This is a genomic window from Aliiroseovarius sp. ABM4_368 (assembly GCF_056161205.1).
Map to the genome: position 1 here is coordinate 193,294 of NZ_JBSWYR010000002.1, position 24,796 is coordinate 218,089.

The 24,796-nt window shown below is 57.2% G+C and carries 21 protein-coding genes; 7 read left to right on the forward strand and 14 right to left on the reverse strand.

What is annotated here, in order from left to right; translation table 11 throughout:
• Positions 1 to 60: 60 nt before the first annotated feature.
• Positions 61 to 558: a MarR family winged helix-turn-helix transcriptional regulator gene (locus tag ACXAH3_RS06895; RefSeq protein ID WP_474861341.1), complete on the reverse strand. Its 498-nt coding sequence runs from the start codon at positions 556 to 558 to the stop codon at positions 61 to 63.
• A 120-nt stretch (positions 559 to 678) separates the two neighbouring features.
• Between ACXAH3_RS06895 and ACXAH3_RS06900 the strand changes: the two genes are divergently transcribed.
• Positions 679 to 1,278: a YceI family protein gene (locus tag ACXAH3_RS06900; RefSeq protein ID WP_474861342.1), complete on the forward strand. Its 600-nt coding sequence runs from the start codon at positions 679 to 681 to the stop codon at positions 1,276 to 1,278.
• 3 nt (positions 1,279 to 1,281) lie between these two features.
• Complete coding sequence (locus ACXAH3_RS06905) at positions 1,282 to 1,854, forward strand: cytochrome b (RefSeq protein WP_474861343.1); 573 nt, start codon at positions 1,282 to 1,284, stop codon at positions 1,852 to 1,854.
• Positions 1,855 to 1,915: 61 nt separating this feature from the next.
• On the opposite strand, the gene ACXAH3_RS06910 is transcribed toward ACXAH3_RS06905, so the two are convergent.
• From ACXAH3_RS06910 to ACXAH3_RS06965, 12 genes are all read right to left on the reverse strand, one after another.
• Positions 1,916 to 3,199 carry an ABC transporter permease gene (locus tag ACXAH3_RS06910; protein ID WP_474861344.1) on the reverse strand — a complete coding sequence of 428 codons (1,284 nt, stop codon included), beginning with the start codon at positions 3,197 to 3,199 and terminating at the stop codon, positions 1,916 to 1,918.
• Entirely contained in the window at positions 3,196 to 4,116 is a 921-nt protein-coding gene (locus ACXAH3_RS06915; RefSeq protein WP_474861345.1) for an ABC transporter permease, read from the reverse strand. Before ACXAH3_RS06915 ends, ACXAH3_RS06910 begins: the two co-directional genes overlap by 4 nt.
• 11 nt (positions 4,117 to 4,127) lie before the next feature.
• A complete protein-coding gene (locus ACXAH3_RS06920) occupies positions 4,128 to 5,240 on the reverse strand; it encodes an ABC transporter ATP-binding protein (protein ID WP_474861346.1) in 1,113 nt (370 codons plus the stop codon).
• Between the two features lie 127 nt (positions 5,241 to 5,367).
• On the reverse strand, positions 5,368 to 6,501 hold the full coding sequence (locus ACXAH3_RS06925; protein ID WP_474861347.1) for an extracellular solute-binding protein: 1,134 nt from the start codon (positions 6,499 to 6,501) through the stop codon (positions 5,368 to 5,370).
• Between the two features lie 333 nt (positions 6,502 to 6,834).
• Positions 6,835 to 7,674 (reverse strand): EamA family transporter, encoded by an 840-nt coding sequence (locus ACXAH3_RS06930; protein ID WP_474861348.1) that lies wholly within the window; start codon positions 7,672 to 7,674, stop codon positions 6,835 to 6,837.
• A gap of 4 nt (positions 7,675 to 7,678) precedes the next feature.
• Positions 7,679 to 8,824 carry an iron-containing alcohol dehydrogenase gene (locus tag ACXAH3_RS06935; protein ID WP_474861349.1) on the reverse strand — a complete coding sequence of 382 codons (1,146 nt, stop codon included), beginning with the start codon at positions 8,822 to 8,824 and terminating at the stop codon, positions 7,679 to 7,681.
• Positions 8,821 to 10,203, reverse strand: coding sequence for an aldehyde dehydrogenase family protein (locus ACXAH3_RS06940; protein WP_474861350.1), 1,383 nt, complete (start codon positions 10,201 to 10,203; stop codon positions 8,821 to 8,823). The genes ACXAH3_RS06935 and ACXAH3_RS06940 overlap by 4 nt, the downstream gene beginning before the upstream one ends.
• Positions 10,204 to 10,292: 89 nt before the next feature.
• Entirely contained in the window at positions 10,293 to 11,642 is a 1,350-nt protein-coding gene (locus ACXAH3_RS06945) for a glutamine synthetase family protein (protein ID WP_474861351.1), read from the reverse strand.
• 55 nt (positions 11,643 to 11,697) lie between these two features.
• Positions 11,698 to 12,732 carry a TRAP transporter substrate-binding protein gene (locus ACXAH3_RS06950; RefSeq protein WP_474861352.1) on the reverse strand — a complete coding sequence of 345 codons (1,035 nt, stop codon included), beginning with the start codon at positions 12,730 to 12,732 and terminating at the stop codon, positions 11,698 to 11,700.
• A 33-nt stretch (positions 12,733 to 12,765) separates the two neighbouring features.
• Positions 12,766 to 14,085, reverse strand: a complete 1,320-nt coding sequence (locus tag ACXAH3_RS06955; protein WP_474861353.1) for a TRAP transporter large permease — start codon at positions 14,083 to 14,085, stop codon at positions 12,766 to 12,768.
• Entirely contained in the window at positions 14,082 to 14,600 is a 519-nt protein-coding gene (locus ACXAH3_RS06960; RefSeq protein ID WP_474861809.1) for a TRAP transporter small permease subunit, read from the reverse strand. Before ACXAH3_RS06960 ends, ACXAH3_RS06955 begins: the two co-directional genes overlap by 4 nt.
• Before the next feature lie 62 nt (positions 14,601 to 14,662).
• The gene (locus tag ACXAH3_RS06965) at positions 14,663 to 15,427 is read right to left on the reverse strand and encodes an N-formylglutamate amidohydrolase (RefSeq protein ID WP_474861354.1); all 765 of its coding nucleotides are present in this window, start codon (positions 15,425 to 15,427) and stop codon (positions 14,663 to 14,665) included.
• 135 nt (positions 15,428 to 15,562) lie between these two features.
• On the opposite strand from ACXAH3_RS06965, the gene ACXAH3_RS06970 reads away from it, so the two are divergent.
• The 4 genes from ACXAH3_RS06970 to ACXAH3_RS06985 all read left to right on the forward strand — a co-directional run bounded on the left by ACXAH3_RS06970 (position 15,563) and on the right by ACXAH3_RS06985 (position 23,310).
• Positions 15,563 to 16,435 (forward strand): MurR/RpiR family transcriptional regulator, encoded by an 873-nt coding sequence (locus ACXAH3_RS06970; protein WP_474861355.1) that lies wholly within the window; start codon positions 15,563 to 15,565, stop codon positions 16,433 to 16,435.
• Positions 16,436 to 16,573: 138 nt separating this feature from the next.
• Positions 16,574 to 18,766 carry a hypothetical protein gene (locus tag ACXAH3_RS06975; RefSeq protein WP_474861356.1) on the forward strand — a complete coding sequence of 731 codons (2,193 nt, stop codon included), beginning with the start codon at positions 16,574 to 16,576 and terminating at the stop codon, positions 18,764 to 18,766.
• Positions 18,767 to 18,782: 16 nt separating this feature from the next.
• Positions 18,783 to 22,241 carry a D-Ala-D-Ala carboxypeptidase family metallohydrolase gene (locus ACXAH3_RS06980; RefSeq protein WP_474861357.1) on the forward strand — a complete coding sequence of 1,153 codons (3,459 nt, stop codon included), beginning with the start codon at positions 18,783 to 18,785 and terminating at the stop codon, positions 22,239 to 22,241.
• Between the two features lie 13 nt (positions 22,242 to 22,254).
• A complete protein-coding gene (locus tag ACXAH3_RS06985) occupies positions 22,255 to 23,310 on the forward strand; it encodes a hypothetical protein (RefSeq protein ID WP_474861358.1) in 1,056 nt (351 codons plus the stop codon).
• A 256-nt stretch (positions 23,311 to 23,566) separates the two neighbouring features.
• On the opposite strand, the gene ACXAH3_RS06990 is transcribed toward ACXAH3_RS06985, so the two are convergent.
• Complete coding sequence (locus ACXAH3_RS06990; protein ID WP_474861359.1) at positions 23,567 to 23,800, reverse strand: hypothetical protein; 234 nt, start codon at positions 23,798 to 23,800, stop codon at positions 23,567 to 23,569.
• 54 nt (positions 23,801 to 23,854) lie between these two features.
• Between ACXAH3_RS06990 and ACXAH3_RS06995 the strand changes: the two genes are divergently transcribed.
• Positions 23,855 to 24,787: a 4-hydroxyproline epimerase gene (locus ACXAH3_RS06995; RefSeq protein WP_474861360.1), complete on the forward strand. Its 933-nt coding sequence runs from the start codon at positions 23,855 to 23,857 to the stop codon at positions 24,785 to 24,787.
• The last annotated feature ends 9 nt before the right edge of the window (positions 24,788 to 24,796 follow it).

A 24,796-nucleotide genomic window follows, 5' to 3' on the forward strand; every position in this document is an offset into this window, starting at 1 on the left:
TCCGGTGTCTCGCTTCGCACTATTCCATCGAATTGCATCACGAGTATTTCAATGCTGACTTTAGGGGCAGTTTTTGCCACGTTCGCGCACCAAATTAAGTTCGCCCTGAAGTTTTTCATCCCCCTCAGGGATCAACGCAGCCAAACCTTCAATCAGCCCCTTAGCATGCGCCTCGGGAACCTTGTCTTCAATTTCCGACAGCATCAGCCCGCCATAGATTTCCCACATCTGAGCGCGCAACGTTTTGCCGGCATCGGTAATCCGCAGCATGCGACCGCGTCGGTCGTTTGGCGCGGGACATTGGGTGACCAACCCGTCATCCACCATGCGTTTTATCGTACGCGACAGATTTGGTTGATCAAAAAGGGACTGACGCTCCAGTTCGTTCTGGCGCATCCCTTCGCCTTCACGTTCCAAGGCCCACAGAATGTCATACCACGCGGCAGACGGCAGCCGCGCGCGTTTCAACTCGGACTCGAAGGTTTGCGTGACCCGTTTGTGGGCAATGTTCAAAAGCACCCAGATCGCTGTGGTCTGTTCGTTCGGTTTCTTATCCATCTCACATTCCCGTTACCGGCCCTATCAGCATCTTTTCATGCACACCTCAATTAGATACATGCACATACATCTAATAATTCGTCCCACGTTGCCATGCAACATGACAAAGGAGCACACACAATGAAACCTCTTCTGACAGCTGCCGCCCTTGGGCTTGGCCTTGCCGCCGCTGGAACCGCCAACGCCGAAATCTATAAATTCGACCCCGGCCACACCGAAATCCGCTTCTACTACAACCACGCCGGCCTGTCCGAGCAGTCGGGCCAGTGGAAAGTGATTGGTGGCGAAGTTGACTTCGATCCGGCAAATGTTGCGGCCACCAAAGTCACCGTGACGGTGGACCCATCCAGCATCGATACGGGTGTCGGCCCGCTGGATGATCACCTGAAAAGCGCTGACTTTTTCGACGTCGAAAACTTCCCCGAGATCACATTCACATCGACGGGTGTCGAGCAGACCTCGGACAACGCCATCACGCTGGTGGGCGATCTGACCATCAAGGACAACACCAAGCCGATCACCATGAACTTCACCCTGAACCACAACGGCCCCCACCCGCTGGGCGAATTCTTTGACTACTACCAAGGTGAATGGATTGGCGTTCAAGGCACCGGTGACATGCTGCGCTCGGATTACGGTGTGGGCATGTTCGCACCCGTGACCTCGGACGAAGTACGGCTGGAAATATCGGCCGAATTGCGCGCTGGCGGTTGGGAATAATCAATGCGCCTGACCAACACGACAAACAGCTGGGGGGCGCTGGCGCGCCTCCTGCATTGGGCGATTGCAGGGATCATCCTGTATCTGCTGGGGTTGGGCGTATGGATGACCCAATTTGTCACGGATGCGCTGGCGCAATTTCCCTTGGTGCAGACCCATAAAAGCTGGGGCTTTGTGGTGTTTGCACTGGCCGTGGTCCGTGTGGTCTGGCGGCTACTTAACCGCAACGCGCCCGAGCTGCCCGAGCACATGCATCCGCTTGAAAAGCTCGCCGCGAAGCTGGGGCATTGGGGGCTTTACGCGCTGATGTTCATCATGCCGCTTTCCGGTTGGCTGATGGCGTCGGCATCGCCTTTGCAGGATCGATTTGGCGTAAAGAACAAGGTCTTCAACTGGTTCGAGATGTATGACCCCTTCGTCCCGGGAAGCGAGGCGCTGGCAAACTTCTTTGCGCAGGTGCATTTCCTGTCCGCCATCGCGCTGGTCGGGCTTTTGCTGGGCCATGCGGGTGCCGCCCTGTGGCACCACATCTATCACAAGGACGACGTGCTGAAGCGCATGACTTGGGGCAAGTGATCCCCTAAATGAAAAGGCCCGGCGCTGTGCCGGGCCTTTTCGCTTTCAAGAAACAGAAGCATCAGTCACTGCCCGACCCAATCGAACTGGGCGCAAACACGTTTCCGAAACCAGAGTTATTCGAAGACTCATCTGCGCCTTCCCCCGATGTACCATCCTCGGTACCTTCGTCCGAAGTACCCTCGCCTTGGTTCTGCAACGTGTTCGGAGCGAACACACCACCAAAGCCCGAGTTATTGGACGGTTTCGGAGCTGTCTGGGTTGCCCCACCTTCAGCTTTCTCGGCGGCTTCCTTGGCACGACGCTCGCGCAGTTCCTGAATGCGCTTCTCGGTTTCAAGGCGCTTTTGTTCCTGCACGTCAGCGATACACTGATCCGGGCTATGGGTCATCGCAGACACCGTCACCGTCCCGATGGCAATCACCAGCACAATCAAGGCAATCGCCGCCGGGTTGCGGCTGATCAGGCCGGGGACCTCGATCTTGCCGGCCAACTCAGCCACAGTAGCATCCTTGCGCGCCTTAGCGATCATGGATTTCCGTTTGATGTTCGCCTCGTTTATCAGGGCAAAGAACACAGTTAGTGCCACGATCATAAAGGCCAAGGCGGAAATCGCCGGGGTGATCCCGTAACGCACTTTCTGTGCCAGCTCGATCGTCAGGGTCGGATACTCGCCAAACGTGAAGGTGGTGGTGTTATAGTTCTCGAACGAAGCGAGGAACGCCAGCACCGACGCCGACAGGATCGCGGGCATCATGAAGGGCATCAGCACCTTACGGAATGCCTGCGCGTGGGTCGCACCCAAGTCCAACGCTGCCTCGGTCAGCGCGATGTCATATCGCTGAAGACGAGCCACCAGAACCAGCATGCAGTAGCTGGCGATGAAGGTGGACTGACCGATGATGGTCAGGAACAACCCGTTTGACAGGAAGCTATCTGCACCCAAACCCAACATGCGGTTGATGCGATCCCAAAACACCAGTGTCGAGATACCAATCACAACGCCCGGAATAAGGATAGGCGCGATGATGATCGTGTAATAAGTCGCCCGCAGCTTGGGCCAGATCTGCGTCAGCATCAAAGCCCCTGCCAGACCCATCGACACCGACAAGATCACCGTACCAATCCCGACAAGGATCGAGTTCCAGATCCCGTTCAGGATACGCTCGTCCTGGAACAGCTCGCCAAACCAATTGAAGGTCAGACACTCCCACGGAGACATGCGTGGGAAGCTGGGCGAATTGAACGCCGTCAACGACATGATGATCAGGGGGCCGAGCAGATAGGCAAAGAAGATGCCCAGGTAAACCCAGATAGAGACGCGAATGATTTTATCAGTCGTCATTTGCCAATATCCCCCATGTTCACTTTGAACAGGCGCATCACGGCCAGCACCAGCAGGATACAGGTGACAAGCAGCACAATCGCGTAGGCAGCGCCTTGCGGCCAGTCAGAGTTGTCGTTGAACTGCTGATAGATCAGTTGCGTGAACCAAAGGGATGATGGACCGCCCAAAATCTGAGGCGCGGCCAACGCACCGGCGGACAACATGAACACCATCGTACAGCCCGAGCTGATGCCCGGCTTGGCATAGGGAATAACCACCCGCTTGTGGATCCGCCACCAAGGGGCGCCCAGATCCCGCGCGGCCTCGATCTGATTATGATCAAGGCTTTCGATCACGTTGTAGATCGGGAAGATCATCAAAAGGATGTAAGCATACCCAAGACCCGCATACAGCGCGATGTCGTTGCGAATGAAGTCAAAGGGCGTGTCAAAAATCCCCGTGCCGACCAGAAACGCATTGATCACACCGCTTTCGCCAAAGATAATTCGCAACGCAAAGGCGCGCAGGATTTCGTTGATCCAATAGGGAATGATCAGCATCAGCGCGAGAACGCGGATGTGGTTGCCCTTGTTCTGACCCAGATAATAAGCAATCGGATAGCACAGGATCAGGTTAAAGATGGTCACACAGACGGCGGCCACCAGCGTGCGGAAGAACACTTTCAGGTCCACCGCATTGTAATCCTGTGACCCGCCTTCGGGGCCATAGATCAGGTATTTATAGTTCTCAAGCGTATAGACATCCTTCGGTCCGCCGATCTCGGGCGGGGGAAGGTTCGGACGGAACGAAAAGTCGAGCATCGACAGCTGAGGCAAGATAATCAGGCCAACGATCCAAAAAAGGACCAGACCCAGCATCAAGGATCCCATCAGCATGCCGTTCCGGTTGAAGAATTCCTTCAGGAAACTTGGCATTGCACCCTCTCCTATTCCGCGGCCAATTCGCCGGCGGGAACCGCAACGGCGTTGTTCACTTCATATACCAGCGTCATGTCCTGACCCGAGTGATCTTCGAACGACTGGCCGTGGTTGGGGATGGCAACCTTCAGCTCTTTCCCGCCGTCGCCTTCCATGAAGATGTTATAAGTGTTGCCCTCAAACTCTTCGTGGTTGACCTTGGCCGTCACGAAGTGATCGCCTTGCGCACCAGCCGGGGCAAGCGACAAAGCCTCGGGGCGGATGAACAGCATCGCGTCATCGCCCACGTTCATCTTGCCCTGATTTGCGGTCGAAATCCGCGACAGCAGATCGCCCGAACGGTTGGTGCGGATTAGGGCCTGATCACCTTTGACCTCAAGCACCTTGCCACGGAACACGTTGTTTTCGCCCACGAAGCTGGCCGCGAAGGCGGTCGCGGGATCGTTATAGATGGTTTTGCCATCTGCGATCTGGTCGATCACACCGGCCCGCATCACGGCGATGTCGTCCGACATGGTCAGCGCCTCGCCCTGGTCGTGGGTGATATAGATAAAGGTAATGCCAACACGCTGCTGAATTTCACGCAGTTCGGTGCGCATGTGCTGACGCAATTTCAGGTCCAGCGCCGACAAAGGTTCGTCCAGAAGCAGCACGTCTGGCTCGGCACATAAGGCGCGGGCAATGGCCACACGCTGACGTTGACCGCCCGACAATTCGCTGGGCAGCTTGTCGCCCTGTCCCGGCAGCGCGATCATGTCTAAAAGCTCGTCCGCGCGCTTGCGACGCTCTTTGGCCGATGCGCCTTTAATCTCCATCGAAAACGTGATGTTCTCCCAAACCTTCATCAGAGGGAACAGCGCAAGGTTTTGAAAAATCAGCGCAGTGGGGCGCTTGTTCGGCCCGATCCCGCGCATGTTGTTTCCACCGATCAGCACATCACCTTCGCTGGGCTCAAGAAAGCCCGATACCGCACGCAGGATCGTGGTCTTGCCACAGCCCGACGGTCCAAGGAACGAGAAGAAGTCGCCCCCTTTGATGTGCACATTCGCGTCGCGCACGGCGACGAAATCTCCAAAGCGGATCCAGAGGTTCTCAAGATCGACGCCTACTCCGGCACTCATATGGTATCTCCCCATAAACGGGCCGCTCACGCGCTGATCTCAGGCGTGCGGCCGTGTTTTCCAGACGTTTTGTTCAGTTTGGTGACGCACCCCCGCCCAGCGGCGGAGGCGCGCATTTCCAAGACGCTTAGGCGCTCTTGAACTTGTTGACGAACTCGGTGCGCACATCGGCGTACCAAGGTGCTTCAGCGGGCCACGGGTTCAGATTGGCCAAGCTTTCACCCGGATAGGCTTCCGAGAAGTTCTTCTTATAGGTATCACCCGAATAGGTGTCCGCACCCAGCACCGGCGAGTTATAGCCATGGCTGTCAATCGCGACGCCTGCGGGCTCCTGACGATAGGCGTATTCGATGAAGGCATAGACTTGCTCTTCATTTGCGGCACCGACTGGCATCGACATACCGTCGACCCAAGCCATCGCACCTTCGACCGGTGCTTGATAGTGTACCGGCTCGCCTGCCGATTTCAGAGCCAGCGGCGGACCATCCCATGTCTGACCTACAACAACTCCTTCGTTCAAAAGACCGTTCTTCTGGGTGTCGGCGTCGTTCCAGATCAACTTGATGCGCGACTTGCGTGCGATACACCATTCGGTGATCTGGCCCCATACTTTGCGCATGGTTTCTTCGTCGTTATAGGCAGCCCAGACTGAACCCGGCTCCATCTCGCCAGACGCTTCCATATACAGACCAGCACCCAACATCATCGAATGTGCGCGACCCATGGTCTTGCCAGCGTTTTCTTCCGACCAGACGTCACCATAGCTTGGCGCATCACCGGATGGCAGCCATTTGTCAGTACGATAGGCAATACCTTCGGTACCCCAGATATGCGGCAGCCAGTGTGCGCCTTTCCCACCAAAGTCCCAAGCATCTGTACCAATTTTGGCCATAGCCGGGTTAACAGCATCAATGTTCACTTTCGACAGATCAAACGGCTTTAGAAGCTCAAGCGGCCCCCACTGAAGCGAACGGTTATTGGTTGGTGACACAATGTCAAAGCCCTGACCTTTGGTCGCTTTCATCTTGTTGATGATTTCTTCGTTTGACCCGATGCCGGTATAGTTCACCTTGATGCCGGTCTCGGCCTCAAAGCCCGCGATGAAATCGGCCGGCAGATAGTCGGACCACATCAGGATGTTGATCTCGCCCGAGGACGCCAGCGCGTTCTTCACATAAAGCGGGGTTGCCAGTGCGGCAGCGCCCATCGTGGTCGCGCCTTTCAGCACGGAACGGCGGCTAAACTTGTTCTTTGTCGTCATTGCATTCTCCCGTTGGATTTTACTTTTTTGTTTGGCGATAGTTTTTGGCATTATCTGATGCTCCAATAGCGCCAGCTTTTATGGCTTACTCAGTCCAGTTTCGGCGCACCGATTGTCTTAGATTACCTATCAACAACTGAAAATCTGCGAAATCGCCTGACCGAGATACATTTTTTCTTTATCTTTCAAGTTACTGAGCGTCGCGGTCCAAACTAGACACATGAACACCCAGCAAGTGATTTCACTGGGTCATCTCTTCAACCTCCTTTGAAAGTGAACCCCCTGGAAGGGGTATGAGTCAACATTTTAAGCACTTCGCTTTTCGAATGAGCATCAGATAGAAAACCCAATCAGCGCGACACCTGCTGCCATCAGAACAGCAGCCATAAGACGGCGCTGCCAATTGCCTTCACCAAGGAAGACAAAGCCAATCAATGCGGCGAAAATCACCGATGTTTCGCGAAGCGCCGACACCGCCCCAAGCGGGGCGAAGTTCTTGGCGTACAGGACCAAACCATATGCAGCCATCGACACGATTCCGCCCAGAATACCGATCACCCATGTACGCGTGGGCAGATCGAGCATCGTCTTTCCGCGTCGCAAGACCACAAATCCTGTGATGAAGATATGCAGCACAGAATGCCATGCCCAATAGGAAAGAGTGCCGCCCGACACGCGCACACCAACCCCGTCGACCAACGAATACCCCGAGATACAAATCCCGGTCCCGATCGCAAAGAACAAAGCCGTCCGCCCGACTCCATGGCGCAGCGCCGTCCAGCTTGAGATCTGGATGGCTACGGCAATCAAGGCGATGCCGAACCATGCCTGCGCGGGAAGGATTTCGCCCACGAACAACATCGCCCAAAGCGAGACCAGCGCGGGGACGATGCCGCGCGCGATGGGGTAGACGACGCTGAGGTCTCCGTGTTTGTACGCCTGCCCCAGCATGTAGAAATAGCCGAAATGGATCACCGTCGAGGCAATCAGATACGGCCAGCTTTCCACAGCTGGCAACGGCAGCACCGCCACCATCGCCAAGCCGGGTATGACGTGGCCCAGCGCCACCAGACCCAATGTGGCTGTCCGATCCCCCGCCGTTTTCACGATGGTATTCCATGTGGCGTGCAACATGGCCGCCGACAGGATGATCAGGACAATGCCCGTGGTCATGAGGTCAGATCACGTCTTCAAACAGTTGGCGTAGGTTTTCGCGGGTCAGTTCGACCGGATTGCCGCCACAGCTGGGATCTTTGATCGCGCCCTCGACCAGCGCATCCATCTGGTCGGCGCTCACACCCATCTCGGAAAGTTTGCGCGGGATTTCGAAGCTGTCGTTGAAATCTTGCACGAAGCTTTGGAAGCCTTTGAATCCGCCCTCGATGCCCAGATAGCCCGCTGCACGGTCGAAACGATCCGCGATTTCAGCTGCGTTGAACTCCAACACCGCCGGCATGCAGACCGCGTTTGTCGTGCCGTGATGAGTGTTAAAAATTGCGCCGACAGGGTGGGACAGCGCGTGGATAGCCCCCAAGCCTTTTTGGAACGCGGTCGCGCCCATCGCGGCGGCGGACATCATATTGGCCCGCGCCTCAAGGTCAGAACCGTCCGCATATGCGCGCGGCAGATAATCGACAACCAGCCGCATCCCTTCCAGCGCGATGCCCTGGCTCATCGGGTGGTAATGCGGGGACGAGAACGCTTCCACACAATGCGCGAAGGCATCCAAGCCAGTACCTGCGGTGATAAACTTGGGCATGCCCATGGTCAGCTCGGGGTCGGCAATCACGACAGCGGGCAGAACCTTCGGGTGGAAGATAATCTTTTTCTCATGCGTCACCGAATTCGTGATGATCGAGGCACGGCCCACTTCCGATCCCGTCCCCGCCGTGGTCGGCACCGCGATGATCGGCGCAATCGCATCTGCATCCGCGCGGGTCCACCAGTCTCCAATGTCCTCAAAATCCCAGATCGGGCGGGTTTGACCTGCGAAGAACGCGACCATTTTACCCAGATCAAGTCCCGAGCCGCCGCCAAACGCGATCACGCCGTCATGGCCACCCGCCTTATAGACCTCGACGCCCGCATGCAGATTGATCTCGGACGGGTTCGGGTCCACGTCACTGAACATGCCACGGCCCAGACCGGCGGCCTCCATGATGTCCAACGTCGCCTGTGTGATGGGCAGATCGGCCAAACCTTTGTCGGTCACCAAAAGCGGGCGCTTCATGCCCGCCTGCGCACATGCTTCAGGCAGTTCCTTGATGCGGCCTGCGCCGAACTTCATTGCGGTCGGATAGGACCAGTTTCCAACAAGGTTCATGATGTTACCTTCTTCAGATGGTAGGATTTCGGACGTGTCAGGTTGTGGAAGCCGATGACCGACAAGCCGCCCCCGCGCCCCGTGTTTTTGCAGCCCGTCCAGCACAGGCCGGGATCAAGATAGTCGGCACGGTTCATGAAAACTGTCCCAGTTTCGACCTGATCACCCACACGCGCGGCACGATCCACGTCGCTGGTCCACAGGCTGGCGGTCAGGCCGAACTCGCTGTCATTCATCAGCGCAATGGCTTCTTCGTCGGACGAGACCTTCATGATACCCACAACTGGACCAAAGCTCTCATCCCGCATCACCCGCATATCATGGGTGACATTTGTCAGGATCTGGGGCGTCAGATACGCGCCGCCGTCATCCTCGGCGAAGGTTTCAATATGCGCGACGGCACCATCGGCCAGCGCCTCGGAAATCTGCGCGCGGACCTCATTGGCAAAACGAACATTGGCCATCGGCCCAAGCGTGGTTTCCGCGTCCAACGGATTACCCAACTTATAGCCTTTCACGATCTCGACAGCCTTGGCGACGAAATCGTCATACAGGCTTTCATGCACGTAAATCCGTTCGATCCCGCAGCAACACTGGCCTGCGTTGAACATTGCCCCGTCGATCAGAGTGTCAACCGCAGCATCAAGATCTGCATCCTCCATGACATAGCCGGGATCCTTGCCGCCCAGCTCGGTGCCCACACCCGTAAAGGTGCCCGCCGCCGCACGCTCCATCGCCTGACCTCCACCGACCGAACCGGTGAAGTTCACGAAGTCAAACGCGTTGCCCGCGATCAGATCGTTGGTCACGTCGTGCGACAGGAACACGTTCTGGAACACATCCGCAGGCACACCGGCCGACGCAAACGCCGCCGCCATCCGCTCGCCAACCAAAAGGGTCTGCGTCGCGTGCTTTAACACCACCGCGTTGCCAGCAATCAGCGCAGGCGCAACGGTGTTGATCGCAGTCATGTAAGGATAGTTCCAAGGGGCCACGACAAAAACGACGCCATGCGGCACGCGCTTGATGTAGCGCTTGAAGGTGGCATCCTCGCCCACCTCGATGTCGGAAAGCGATTCCGCTGCGATAGATGCCATGTGGCTGGCGCGTTCGTTGAACCCGCCAAACTCTCCACCATAACGCACCGGGCGGCCCATCATATGGGCCAGTTCCGGCACGATTTCGTCATTCATCTCGCCAACGGCGGCAACGCCGGCCATCACCAAATCGACCCGCTCGGCCAACGGTCGCGCGGCCCAGTCCGTCTGTGCTGCGCGGGCACGTGCTACGGCCCCTTGCGCAGCTTCCAACGACAACACCTCGCGCTCGGCAAAGACCGACCCATCAATCGGCGAGATACATCTCAACATTTGGCCCATGCCATGTCTCCATCTTCCAAGGGACCAAATCCCTTTTTCTTGTCATAAATATCCTGGGGGCCTGGGGGCTAGCCCCCAGACTGACCTCGTTACGCCCGCTCGAACCCGCGCGCGATTTCCCAATCGGTCACGACGCGCTCGAACTCTTCGATCTCGACCTCGGCGGCGCGGGTATAGTGGTCAACCACATCATCCCCCATCGCAGCCCGCAACATCGCAGACCCATGCAGCGCATCGCGTGCGGCGGACAGATTGCCTGGGATCATTCCAGTATCCCCCTGATAGACATCGCCAGTGGTCGGGGCCTGAAGCGCCAACCCTTCTTCGATGCCAGCAATACCTGCAGCCAGCATTCCAGCTATGGCCAGATAAGGGTTCATGTCAGATCCAGGGATACGGCATTCCACGCGCACCGCTTTGGTTCCTTCACCGCAAAGACGGAAGCCCGCCGTTCGGTTATCCACCGACCATATGATCCGCGTAGGGGCAAACGTACCCTTCATGAAACGCTTATACGAGTTGATATAGGGCGCCATGAAATAGGTGTAGTCCGGCGCATATTTCAACAGCCCCGCCATGTAGTTCTTCATCAGATCCGACATGCCCAGCTCATCGTCCGCGTCGTAAAACGCATTCGCGCCGTCCTTCCACAGCGACTGGTGCACGTGGCTGGACGAGCCAACCTTGTCGTGATGCCATTTCGGCAGGAAAGTCGCAGCATGGCCCTGCTGCCACGCGATTTCCTTCACCGCGTGTTTGGCAATCGAGTGATACTCGGCATTGTCCATCGCGGGGGCGTATTTGATGTTCAGTTCTTCCTGACCGGTCTCAGCCTCACCCTTCGAGTTCTCGATCGGCAGACCCGCGTTCCACAGGTGATTGCGGATCGGCCGCATCACGTGTTCTTCCTTGGTGGTCTGCAGGATGTGGTAATCTTCATTATAGGCCGAGATCGGGGTCAGATCACGGAACCCGCCTTTGCTGATCTCTTCAAAGCTCTTCTCGAACAGGAAGAATTCCAGTTCGGTCGCGGTCATCGCGTCAAAGCCCAGTTCGGCCAAACGCGCAACCTGACGTTTCAGGATCGCACGCGGCGAATGGGGTACATCCGCATGCGTATGGTGGTCCAGCACATCGCAAAGCACCATCGCTGTCCCTTCAAGCCACGGGACTGGGCGCAGGGTCGACAGGTCAGGCTTCATCACGTAGTCGCCATAACCATTTTCCCAAGAGGTCGAGGCATAGCCATCAGGCGTTCCCATCTCGAGATCCGTTGCCAGCAGATAGTTGCAGCAATGGGTTTCTTCATACGCCCCATTCAAAAAATGGCCCGCATGGAACCGCTTGCCCATCAGGCGCCCCTGCATGTCGACCAGACATACCAGGACCGTATCGATGCTGCCCTCGGCAAATTGGGCTTTCAGATCGTCGAGTGTCATAACTGCCTCTTTCAAGAAATGCGGGGGCGGCAGGTCGCCGCCCCACGCGGCATCATTAACCGTAGCGGTAAGGCCGTCCAGCCTTCTGCATGTCGGCGTTATACTTGCGGAATATTTCGACCACTTTGGCCTTGGTCGGGCTTTCTGCGGCGATCTCGTCCCAGAAAGCGACGGCGGCTTCTTCGACCTGTGCCCATTCCTCGTCCGGGATGGTGGTCAGGCTCATCTTGTCGCCATTGACGCGCAGGTTGGCTTCACCGCCCCAATACCACCACTGGCGATAATAGTGCGACTGGTCACAGCAGACGCGGAACAGCGTTTGCAGGTCTTCCGGCAGCTCGTTCCAGCGATCCATATTCGCAAAGAACGACCCGGCCCAGGCGCCCGAGATGTTGTTAGTCAGGAAGTAATTGGTCACATCGGCCCAACCCACGGTGTAGTCTTCCGTGATGCCCGACCATGCGATCCCATCCAGCTCGCCGGTTTGCACAGCGACCTCAATGTCTTCCCACGGCAGGGTCACTGGAACCACGCCGAACTGCGACAGGAAGCGGCCTGCGGTTGGGAAGGTGAAGACACGTTTGCCTTTCAGATCGGCAAGCGAGTTGATCGGATCCTTGGTGGCAAAGTGACAGGGGTCCCATGACCCAGCGCTGACATGCTTGATGCCAACGGCCGAATATTCTTCGTCCCAAATCTCGTTCAGGCCGTACTGGTTGAACAGCACCGGCACATCCAGAGAATAGCGCGAGGCGAAGGGGAAGTAGCCGCCGAAAACGGTCACATCCGTGGGCGACGCCATCGAGTCGTCATCCGACTGCACCGCATCAATCGTGCCTTTCTGCATGGCGCGGAACAGCTCGCCTGTTGGGACAAGCTGGTCGGCATAGAACAACTCGATCTGCATGCGGTCGCCTGCGATCTTGTTGAACATCTCGATCGCAGGATCGATCACGTGAGCAGCAAGCGCTGGACCCGCATAGGTCTGCATCCGCCACTTGATCGTGTTCTGCGCAATCGCAGGCGTTGCCAAAGGAGCTGCGGCCATGCCGACCCCAGCGGTGGTTAAAAACTTACGTCTTGTCGTCATCTTCTCTCTCCTAGTTGGTTGTTTTTATTCTCGTTACTTTCCGTAAACGTAATTGGGCAGCCACAGGGCGATCTGGGGGAAGGTCATGATGATTGCCAACGCCACCACCATGATAAGGACGAATGGCACGATCGAACGGTATATATCCCCCAGCCCAATTTCTGGCGGTGCCATGGCCCTCATAAGAAACAGGTTATAGCCAAAGGGCGGCGTCATATACGCGATCTGGGTGGTGATGGTGTAAAGCACCCCATACCAGATCAGGTCGAAGCCCAGCACATTGACCAAGGGCACGTAAAGCGGCGCCACGATGACCAGCATCGCGGTGTCATCCAGAAACGTGCCCATGATGATAAAGCTTAGTTGCATCAGGATCAAAATGACCCACGGATTCAGCCCAAGCTGTTCGGTAAACAGGTTGTCGATCGCCTTGACTGCACCAAGCCCGTCAAAGACTGCACCAAAGCCCAGAGCTGCCAGAATGATCCACATGAACATGCAGGAAATCAGCAGAGTCTGTTTGGTGCAGGTCTCGAAGATATGCCACGTCATGCGGCGTTTGGCGACAGACGCGACCAAAGCGGTCAGCGCACCAATGGCCGAGCTTTCTACAAGCGAGGTCCAGCCGTTCACGAAGGGCACCATCATCGCAGCAAAGATGGCCAGCGGCAGCACGCCCGCACCCAGCAGGCGGATCTTCTCGGCGCGCGAGACTTCGTGGGCGTCCTCCATTGCGGGTCCAAGTTCCGGTTGGATTTTGCAGCGCAACCAAATGTAGATGATGAACAGTGACGCCATCATCAGACCGGGCAATACACCTGCCAGCCACAGCTGCCCAACGGGCTGACGCGCGATCATCGCATAAAGCACCAACACGACCGAGGGCGGCACGAGGATTCCCAAACTGGACCCCGCCTGGATAACCCCAGTGACCATGATTTTGTCATAGCCCCGGCGCAGAAGTTCGGGCAGCGCGATGGTGGCCCCAATGGCCATGCCCGCGACACTCAGCCCGTTCATGGCTGACACCAACACCATCAGGCCGATGGTACCGATCGCAAGACCTCCGTTCACTGGACCCATCCAGACATGGAACATGCGATACAGGTCATCAGCCAAGCGGCTTTCGCTGAGGACATAGCCCATGAAGATGAACATCGGCAGGGTCAGAAGCGGATACCATTTCATCAGCTTCATCGCGGCGGAAAACGGAATATCCTGACCTCCCACGCCCCACAGAAGCAATGCTGCAATCGCACCTACAGCACCGATCGCGCCGAACACGCGCTGGCCGGTGAACAGCATCAGCATCATCGATGCGAACATGAAAATAGCGATATATTCTTGGCTCATGCGCGTGTCACACCAATCTCGTTGCCACGAATGCGGGCGATGTCTTTGAACAGCTCGGAAATAGCCTGTAGCAGCATCAGCAAGAAGCCGATGACCATGATGGATTTGATAGGCCAAGCATATGGCCGCCACGCGGTGGACGAGCGTTCAAGCCGCCCGACTTCCTCGGCACCCGTAATCAGCCCCCAGAAATACGAAAACGGTTCGTCCCCCCAGTATCCCAGCGAATACGCGGTCGATCCGACTCCACCCCAGATCAGCACACTCAGATAGATCAGCAAGAAGAACACCGTGAAGGCGTCGAACCAAGCTTTCTTGCGGTCATCCCAATTATGGTAAAACAGGTCCATCCGCACGTTTGACCCCATCTGGAGCGAATACGGACCACCCATGATATAGTATGTCACCATCGCGAACTGCGCCATTTCCAAGGTCCAGAGCGACGGCAGGAAAAAGGTCTTCGAGATCGAGGACCAAAGCAAGATCCCCATCATCACAAAAAGCCCCCACATCATCACCCGACCGATGCGATAGTTCACGGCGTCCACGACACGCACATATCCCCTCAAGAATGCAGTCACGCGGTGGTCCTTTCGGTCATGGCGGCCTCGGCTGTGTTGATCCAACCTGTCAGAATGCTGGCGATGCTGGCTTGTTGCTCGGGAGTTTCGATCAGGTCATTTCGGATCTCGATCATCACATTCGGCAAATCATACGGCACCGCATGGTGATTCAGCGTGTGCGCGACACCATCCGAGGCGTCATAGGGCTCGTTCAGCTGTACATCCAATCCAAGCCCCGCGGGGATCGTTCGCATCATCGCCTGCGCCAGCCGGTCATCATCGCCATGCAGAATGCCAATCTGTACCGCGCGCATCTGACCGCGATAGATGGGTGTGAAACTGTGCACCGTGACCATCATCCGAAGATAAGCGCGGTGGATCCCGATTTGTTCGGTAAGCATGCTGGTAAACGGGCGATAGACTTGCTCCACCCTCTCGGCACGCTCGGCGTCGCTTAGGTTCGAATTCCCGGGTATTTCGAACACTTCGCTGCGGGATGGAATTGCATCCGGCGCGTCAGGCGGGCGGTTACAATCATAGACCAGACGTGAGATCCCGCCATACACCAGAACAGCACCGGTCTGCGCCGCCAGCCCCTTGGCTACGGGCAGCGCACCGGGATCCCATGCAATATGGCGGCAAAGCGTTTCGTCATCCAACCCAAGCCCCGCCAAATGCGCAGGCACCCGGTTCGAGGCATGTTCACACACCACAATCACGCCAGGCACGTCAGCTGACTGGTCCACATGCACTGCGGGACCGAAATCGGATTTCAACATTTGCGATTCCATTTGTAAAAAGTTCCACAGCTTAATTTGTTGTGTCAATATTTTTCCGTAAAAAATTCACCGCCCTTGATTTTTATGTCGGCTTTTTGACAGAGTGGTGAAATCCACAGCAAAAGGTATTGCCACGTGCGCGTAACCGATCAGCTTTTACAACATCGCGAGGAGATGACCCCATCAGAGCGTCAGCTTCTGAATGCGATCTTGGATGACTATCCCCTGTCTGGGTTAAGCAGCATTACGGAATTGGCGGGGAAGGCCTCGGTCTCGACCACCACAGTCGCGCGGCTTTTGCAAAAAACCGGGTTCAACGGCTATCCGCAGTTTCAGGCTGCTCTTCGGCGCGAGTTGAAGGAAATGATCTCGGACCCCGTCGCCAAGCGGGATGTTTGGAAGACCGACCTGCCGGAAGAGCATATGCTGAACCGCTATTCCCGGCAGGCGCTTGAGAACCAAAAACGCAGTCTGGACGAGGTCGACCCGGACGAATTCGACGCATTGTGCAAGCTGTTGTGTGACCCAAACCGGCGCATCTTTATCACCGGCGGTCGCATCACCGGCACGCTGGCGCAGTATTTCTATCTGCACCTCCAGATGATCCGGCCTGACGTACGGCTTCTGCCCTTTTCGGCCTCGTGGACGCACGAACTTTTGGACATCCGCAAGGGCGACGTCCTGATCGCGCTGGATGTTCGGCGGTACGAAAACACCACCCTGGTCATCGGCCAGTTGTGCCACGAACGCGAAGCCGAGATCGTGTTGTTCACCGACCAATGGCGCTCGCCAATTCACCGCTTAGCGCGTCACACCTTCAGCGCCCGCATCGCAGTGCCCTCTGCGTGGGATTCGATGGCGGCCCTTTTGGTGCTGTTGGAATGCGCCGTGGCCGAGGTTCAAGAACGGCTTTGGGACAGCGTGAAAGCACGCACGGACGCGTTGGAAGAGGCATTTGACCGTACAAAATTGTTTCGTAAATTTGGACAAAACAGCGGCTCTAGCTAAGACTAGATCACAATCGAGAACAGCCCAACACACCCCTCTTAGCCTGCCCAAATTTTGAGAACACCCTGCTTTGTGATAGAGTGGGTGAACAAGTCTTCTAAATTTAAGTGCAAATTCTGATCTGGGCCGCGGGTGCGCATGTCCGATATTGATACCAAATTTGTTAAGAAAAACGGGGTCCGAGCAGATTGGGTTGATCTGAGGGATCAGAACTATGTGCCGAACCTGGCCATCCTGAGGCACGCACTGTCGATTGACCCCAAACTGCTGAGTGACCCAGACGACGCAGGCTTGCAGCATCCGGCCTTCACCGTCAGACATCAAGGCGCATCCGGGCGTTGCGTCGGCTTTGCGCTGGCCAATTTGATCGACATTCAACGACATCTGCAACGGGTTGAACGCGGCGAGTCATCGCACGACACGCGCGCACCCTCCGAGGACATCACCAGCGCTGACATGCTGTATCGGATGGCTCATTTCCACGACCGTTATCCTTCGCTTGAAGCGATGAAAGCAGATGACCACGAAGGGGTTTTAACCCTGCGCTCGGCTATCAAGGGGTTCTATCACCATGGGGCCTGTCTTGACTGGCCTTTCGATGCGCCTCCGCCTGACGAAACAAGATGGCAAAGCGAATGCTACATGAAGGACGGTCCCGACACTGCACGGCGGTTTACCAGCGTGGCGCAGGCACGGAATGCGCGGGACATTGGGTTGGGTGCGTATTTCCGGCTGTCCTCGATCTTGAACCATTTTCACGCAGCGCTGAACGACGCGCAGGCCATATTGGTCAGCGCGAACATCCATGACGGCTGGCGTCAGGCCACGCCGGACAACAGCGGCGTGATTGGCTGGCCGCCAGCGCAAGGTAAGCTGGGCACCCATGCGTTTGTGCTGACAGGATATGATGAACACGGCTTCCATGTCCTGAACTCGTGGGGCCCTGAATGGGGCGGTTATCAGGGCCAAGCCGGGGTCGGACTTTGGAGTTACGACGACTGGGCGCGCAACGTCATTGATGGCTGGGTGCTGCGGCTGGGCGTGCCCGCCCCGGCAGCTTTCGGCGCATCGGTGGGCGAGAAAGGCACCAAGGGAGTGATCGGCAAGATCAGATCCGGCTCGACCCCGTGTTTTGAACTGGTTGGTCACTATATGCATCTGGACGATGGGTATCATGTGTCAACCGGGTCTTACCCGTCTTTCAAGGATGGCTGGACGCGGACGCAAGCACATCTAACCCGCAAGCTGGATCCCAAAGCCGCGCCAGATGACCCGAATAAATATCGCGGGCTTCTGGTTTGGATCCCCGGCAGTTTGGAAGGCATCAAACCCGCGTTCGCGGCTGCCGTTGCGCAAAAGAACGCGATCAAGGCGATGGGTCTATATCCGTACTCAATCTTCTGGTGCAACAGCTTCGTCGAGAAGTCGTTGGAGGTTCTGGAGACCCTATTTGACAGCTGCACCGAGCAAGCCGGAGAAACCGCCGAGCATCTAGACGAGTTGATCGAGAACCGCGTGCGCGGAGTTGGGCGCGCCTTCTGGCGCGACATCGAGATGAGCGCAATGCGCGCCTTGAAAGGCACAGGCGAACTGCCTTTCGAACGTCATTTGGACCGCAGTTATTCCGACACAGGTGTGGTTGGGGATTTCCTACACAGCCTTCTGGATCTGAAAGAACAGACAGGGTGCGAGTTGCACATCGTGGCCGAAGGTGCGGGCGTGTTGATGGTGCACGAAATGCTGTCGCTGCTGAAACCCGACATGCCTCCGCCATTTTCCCGCCCCGGCATAGATTTCCGCGAAACATGGTTCGACACAATGCATCTGGTGCATCCGGCCATTGGTTTGCCCCGCGCGCAGAATGTGCTTCTGCCACGGATCGCGCAGATGAACGGCGCAATGGATCCCGCCCGCCACAGCAAAAGCCGCGCACGTGGGCCGGTGGTGCAACCCCTGTTGCGCGCAGCCGAGGATGTGCCCGCCCGGATCTATGTCCCCACTGAAGAATTGGAAGATCGCGTCTGCTTTGGCGCCTATGGCAAATCCGTTCTACATCTGGTGTCGAATGCCTTTGAAGACCGATACCCGCTGCCCCGCGGCACCGACACGCCGGACGCAGGCGAGTATTTGAAGGCGCGACCCTTTCTGGGCATGGCCAGCCTTGTCGACAACGACGCGGCGGTCGCCAGCGGCGCGATCTTTCGCCTGAACCGCATCCTAAACCAGAAACACGATCTTGAGCGCATTCAGCAAAGCGATCTGAACGCCGACCCCACCATCACCAACAGTATTTTCGAGTGCATCAGAGGATTTCAGAAACACGTGACCTGACAAAAGGAGAAGACCGATGGCCAAAATCTCAGTCGAAAAGCTTATGTCCCAAATGGCGGACCCCAACGTCGCGGAAGAGGACTTGGCCAAGTACTTCATATTGGATGAAGAAAACTCGGGTGCGTTCAACCCGATGTTCAAGCTGAACCCAGACACCGTCGAGATCCCAGAAGGCCCAGATGCCCGTTCGCGCTCGGCTGCGGCGATGAACTTTTTCAACTGGACGTCGCGGGTGAAGCGGCAGGATAGGTTCTCGAAGAAAATCGCCGCTGGCTATTCGGGGCCGATCGTGGTGTCCGAGGGCGACAGCTGGTTTCAGTACCCGGTGCGCTTGCACGACACCATCGATTACCTGATGAAACCCTATGCGGTGTTTTCGCTGGGGGCGGCTGGCGATCTGCTGAAAAGGATGGCGGACAAGCAAGAGTATCTGCGCGCCTTGGAAGACCAGAAGGGCGAGATCCTTCTGCTGTCTGGCGGCGGCAATGATCTGGTCGCAGGGGGGGCGCTTGCCGCGCATCTTGAGGCATACGACCCGGCGCTGAAACCTGCGGACTATCTACTGCCGTCTTTCCAAACCTTGCTGGACGACGCGATCCACAATTACGGGCGCATGTTCCGCGACGTGCAGCAGCACTTCCCGCATGTAAACGTGTTGTGCCACGGCTATGACTATCCGATTCCGGATGGCGGCAAATGGCTGGGCGCGCCGATGGAAACGCAGGGGATCAAAGACAAGAAACTGCAACGCGCCATCGCGGTCGAGATGATGGACGCCTTCAATCGGCGTCTGCGGCGGTTGGCAAAGTCGGTGCCCAACACAACCTATATCGATTGTCGCGGGCTGGTGGCCGACAAAAACTGGTTTGACGAGCTTCACCCCGACAACACTGGATATGCCGAGGTCGCGCGCGCCTTCCATAAAGAGATCAAGAACATCGAGGCGGGGCGCACCAATACGCCTCCAGTCATCAGCGGGCCGTTTGGTTTGGCCAGTGATCTGGAAGCAGACCTTCATCCGGCCCCGGTCATCGCGGGCGGCACGCCCAAGGGGATGTCGCTGCATGTGGGCCTGAATTTGGTGGACCCCGCGCATTATGGCGGGTGGGACGGCAGGCTTTCCGCCTGCGAGGCCGACGCGCTGGACATGGAAGCCTTGGCCGAGGCCGAGGGCTTTACCCCCACCCGCCTTCTGACCACCGACGGCACCCGTCAGAATGTGGTCGACGAAATCGAACGTGCGGCGGCCGAACTAAAAGCAGGCGACATGTTCCTGTTCACCGTTTCAGGCCACGGCGGGCGTTTGCCTGATTTCAATCAGGACGAGGATCACGATGGCGACGAAAAGATGGACGAGACCTTGTGTCTTTATGATTTCCAGATCGCCGATGACGAGCTTTACATGCTGTGGACCAAGTTCAAGGCAGGCGTACGCGTTCTAGTCGTGCCGGACACCTGCCATTCGGGATCGATGATCCGTGTGGGGCCTGATGCGCCAGCCATGCTGTTTGGTCGCCCGATGGATATGGGCGTGAACCCGAACGTGCGCGCCATGCCCTTGCACATCGAAGACCGTGTGTGGCGCGCGAATGAAGCGATCTATCGCGAGAGGTCGAAATCCTATAGCGCGCTGAAAGAAAGCATCATGACCTCGCCGCTATCCAGCCCAATCCAAGCGTCAGTCCTGAACCTTGGGGCCTGCATGGACACGCAATATGCGATGGACGGCCCACAAAACGGTGCCTTCACAGGCGCGCTTTTGAAGGTTTGGGCAGATGGTGCATTCAAGGGGGACTATCGGTCCTTCCGCACCGCCATCGACGCCGAGATCAACAGCGACAGCCAAACGCCACAATTGTTTGAAACCCTGCTGAAAGAGCCGAACTTTGTCACGGATCGGCCTTTCACCCTGATCCCAACACGCGGCGGGCGCACCACGTCCAGCAGTAGTAGCCAGACACGCGCCAGCGCCGAGGATGAAGAAGGCGACGCGCACGACCAGATCCCAGATGACGACGTAAAAGCCATCCTTGAAGCCAAGTCGCGCGGCGCAGGATTTCGCAGTTCTGCCGCGCTGAACTGGCCGGATTATGCGGATTTTGATAGGTTCATCCGATCCCTGCGGCTGCGAAACTTCTCGACCGACGAGTTTCTGGTTCTGGGCGGTGGACACAACACGCCCGGTGGGCGGTGTCAGGGCAAGAACCGCTACCCTCCACGCAACCTGTGGAACAACATTGCGAAAACCGCGCGGGCCATCGACCATCTGCGCGACAGGCTGGGCAAGCCGATTGCAATCACCAATGCCTATCGTGGACCCGCCTATAACAAATGCATCGGCGGCGCGACGTCCAGCCAGCATATGGCCTTCCGGGCGCTGGACTTTCAGGTCTCGGGAATGGACGCGCCCAAGGTTGCGACGGCCTTGCGCTGGTTGCGCGATAAAGAGGGGTTCTTTACCGGCGGCATCGGGCGCTACAACAGCTTCACCCATATCGACACGCGGGGCACCAACGCCACGTGGCCGCCCGCGTTTCGGGACAGTGCGCTGCCCAGCAAGTCTCCTCTGCGACCGCATAAGCCCGGGGCGCACCCAAAACCGGACAAACCTGACAAGCCTCAGACGTCTGGAAAACCGGACCGCATTTCGGACCGCATCCCCGACCAGATTCCTGAACTGGCCGACCGGATCGCGACGCTGATTTCCACCATACTGGCTAAGACGCGGTCCGCGCCAGGCGATTTTGAACCATCCGCCTTTGCCGGACCAAGCACCCGGTCCGCAGGCCAGTTCGACCCAGACTCCACCAACGCCACCGCTCAGCAAGCACTGCAATCGGCGGTGAACGCGTCCAGCGTGATTTCTTTCGTCGAGAACCTGACTCCGCAGCAAAAGGAAGACGTTTTACTGTCTACGCTCTTCGCCCAGCGCGCCGCAGATGCGGCCTTTGACCCGGTGAAAGAACGTGAAGCGTGGTTCGTAAAATACATGGAGATGCTCAGCATTCTGGGATGGGCGCGCGAGGCTGCGCCGGTCGAGTCCAGCCAGAAAATGAAAGGCAATGGCAGCTTCGACAAGGTCATTTTGGCCACTTTGGCGCAGGTCGCAACGGGCAATCAGTTCCGCATTGTTCAAAGCGCCATCGAAGCCTTGCGCGGGCTGACGGAGGATGACGACAAAATCAAACTATTCGATTTCGAAACCTCGTCATCCACCGGCGGCAATTTCCAGATCGGCAGCGCCGAGGCGGCAGGAGGTGTCATCAGCATGGCCTTGGGTGCGTTCAATTTCACCTTCAAGGATCGCAAACAAAACGTGCTGTTCGTGTCATGGGGCAAGAACGAATTGCAGTATTGGTTGTCCGCCCAGAAACTGACCCTCAGCCCCGACATCTATGCCGATCTACGTGACATCGTGCGTGACAAGCTGGCCGACAGCCGCAAAGCGCTGATTGCCGACATAGCGCTGGCCTGATCGGAGTATGGCGATGAAACGCGCGACAGATATGACCAAGCTGCAAATTGACCCGCGATACCTGCTGATCATGCTTCTGCCCGTTGGGGTCCTTATCATGGCCGAATATCTGCTGGGTACGTTTGGGGACACCTCGGTGCACCTTGAGGGGTTGGAGCTGAAAGACCAAGCCAACTTGATCGAACTCAGTGCGAGGTATCGCTTTCTGGCTGCCGTGTTCTTCTTCGGAGGGGCGACGATCTCGGTCACGGCCATTTTTGTGTTCGAGCTTTATTCGCGCCACACACGGCGGTCGATCCTGACCACGTTGGTCGGCATTCTGGGAATCATTGCGGTCTCGCTTAGTTTTTCGACGTTCGAACCGGATTGGATGCCTGCAAGCTTTGAAAGTCAGTCCTTACTTGGAGAAAACTTGTTTCACGCATTGATGATGCCAGCCAATCTGCCCGGCTGTGATGTGGCTGGCAGTCTGTCCAAGAAATGCGGCCAGCAAGGTGCCTATTTCGCGATGGAGTACTTGTTGGATCGGGTAAACATCCTGACCTCTCTCTCCGCAGGTGCAGTGATCGCCGGGATGGTTCTGGCGCTGTCCCGCCCTAGCAGCGTTGGCCAGGCCGTACATCCTGACCTAGAAGCCGAGGCACGTATCCTGAAAACCGCGCAAGAGGCCACGCAACGGTATCTCTATTGCTCGGGCATTTTGCTGACCACAGGAATGGTTTTGATGTTGTCATGGATGTCATGGCCCGGTGACGCCATTCTGGATGACAATATGCGCAAAGCCCATGGCGAACTGGTCAGTTCGCTGTCGATGTATCGGGGTGTCACCTATTCTGTGTTGATCCTGTCCTATTACCTGCCCGTCAGTCTGTTTCTGAAGGTCCGTATCGACGCCTTTCATGAAACAGTTGACGCCGCCGGGAAGCACGAACTGGCACAGGATGTGGCAGGCTTCGACATCCAACGAATCGCAAGCCTTGATGCGCTGAAGGCAATCATCGCCATTGTTTCTCCAATTCTGACTGGTGCGATTGGCTCGTTCGGAAACCTATCCGGGTTTGGCGGTTAGAAAGCGCAACTCAGCATGTCGCGAATTTCACCCAGAGAGTCGCTGACCGGGGCACTCTCAACCGATGCGCTAGTTTACGCCGGGTCGTCAGATTTTCGCTGGATTTTTGGATCCAAAGTGCCCTAGGCTGCCGAAACCACTCGCGGACATCCGGCCTTCTTTCGAACGGTCGTCAATGAAACAGGACATTTCAATCAATGGAGAGCTCACCCCTTTGAACCAGCATAGTATGCTATCCAGAGGATCCATTGGCGTATCAGCCGATACGAGCAATATACATTTCCATCAACGAGAATGCGCTGTGCCTTCCACCCCTTTGGCGCGGCAATACAGTTTCAAAGGCGTACCCAGAAATGAAGGTGTTGAGCGCATCTTGAATGCGAGTCTGCGCGTCGAAGGCAACTTCGATGCCCTTGACCCAGAACCGGCCGTCGCCCATGCGTTTTTCGCACAGGAAGTGGGCGCGGCAGGGCTGGCGGATATACCTCACAACAAGACGGCCCTACGTCAGCGTATGTTTTCTGAGAACACGGAATAAACGCTCATGGATATTGTTGACAGCCACACCGGCGGTGAACCCACACGTGTTATCCTGAACGGAGGCCCTGATCTGGGCACCGGCCCCTTGGCCCAACGCGCCCGGTTGCTCGAGGATAAGCACAAAGACTTCTATCTCTCCGTGATGCTGGAACCACGCGGCCAGCCTGCGATGGTCGGCGCGCTGCTGGTCGAACCCACAGACCCGAGCTGCGCCACTGGCGTGATCTATTTCGACACTGGTGCAGTGATCGGGATGTGCGGGCACGGCACAATTGGGTTGGCCGTGACGCTGTATCACCTTGGGCGGATCGGGCTGGGCACCCACCGGATCGAAACCCCTGTTGGCGTGGTCGAGGTTCTGCTGTCCGACCCAAACACCGTCACCGTCACCAATATCGAAAGCCGCCGTGTTCAGGCGGGTGTCACTTTGGATGTGCCGGAGCTTGGGAAAGTGACCGGGGACGTCGCCTATGGTGGTAACTGGTTCTTCATCCTCGCCCCCTCTCCGCTGCCCGTCGCGACCAGCAACATCCGCGCCCTGACCGATGCGGCCATCGCCATCCGAGACATCGCCAACGCCCAAGGCATCGGCGGCGAAGAAGGCCAGCCGATTGACCACGTGATTTTCCAAGACACTTCGCCCAACCCTGATATGCAAAGCCGGAACTTCGTGCTCTGCCCGGATGATGCCTATGACCGGTCGCCCTGCGGAACGGGCAGCTCGGCCCGGTTGGCCTGTTTGATCGCCGATGGACGGCTTCAATTCGGGGAGGAGATCACGCAGGAAAGCGTCATCGGCAGCCCTTATCGCCTGTCCTGCACACCGGGCCCCAATGGGGGTGTGATCCCCTCGATCACTGGCCAAGCATTTGTCATGTCCGAGGGGCGATTGATCTTTGACGCCGCCGATCCTTTCAGGAATGGTATCCGCACCTGATCCACCCAG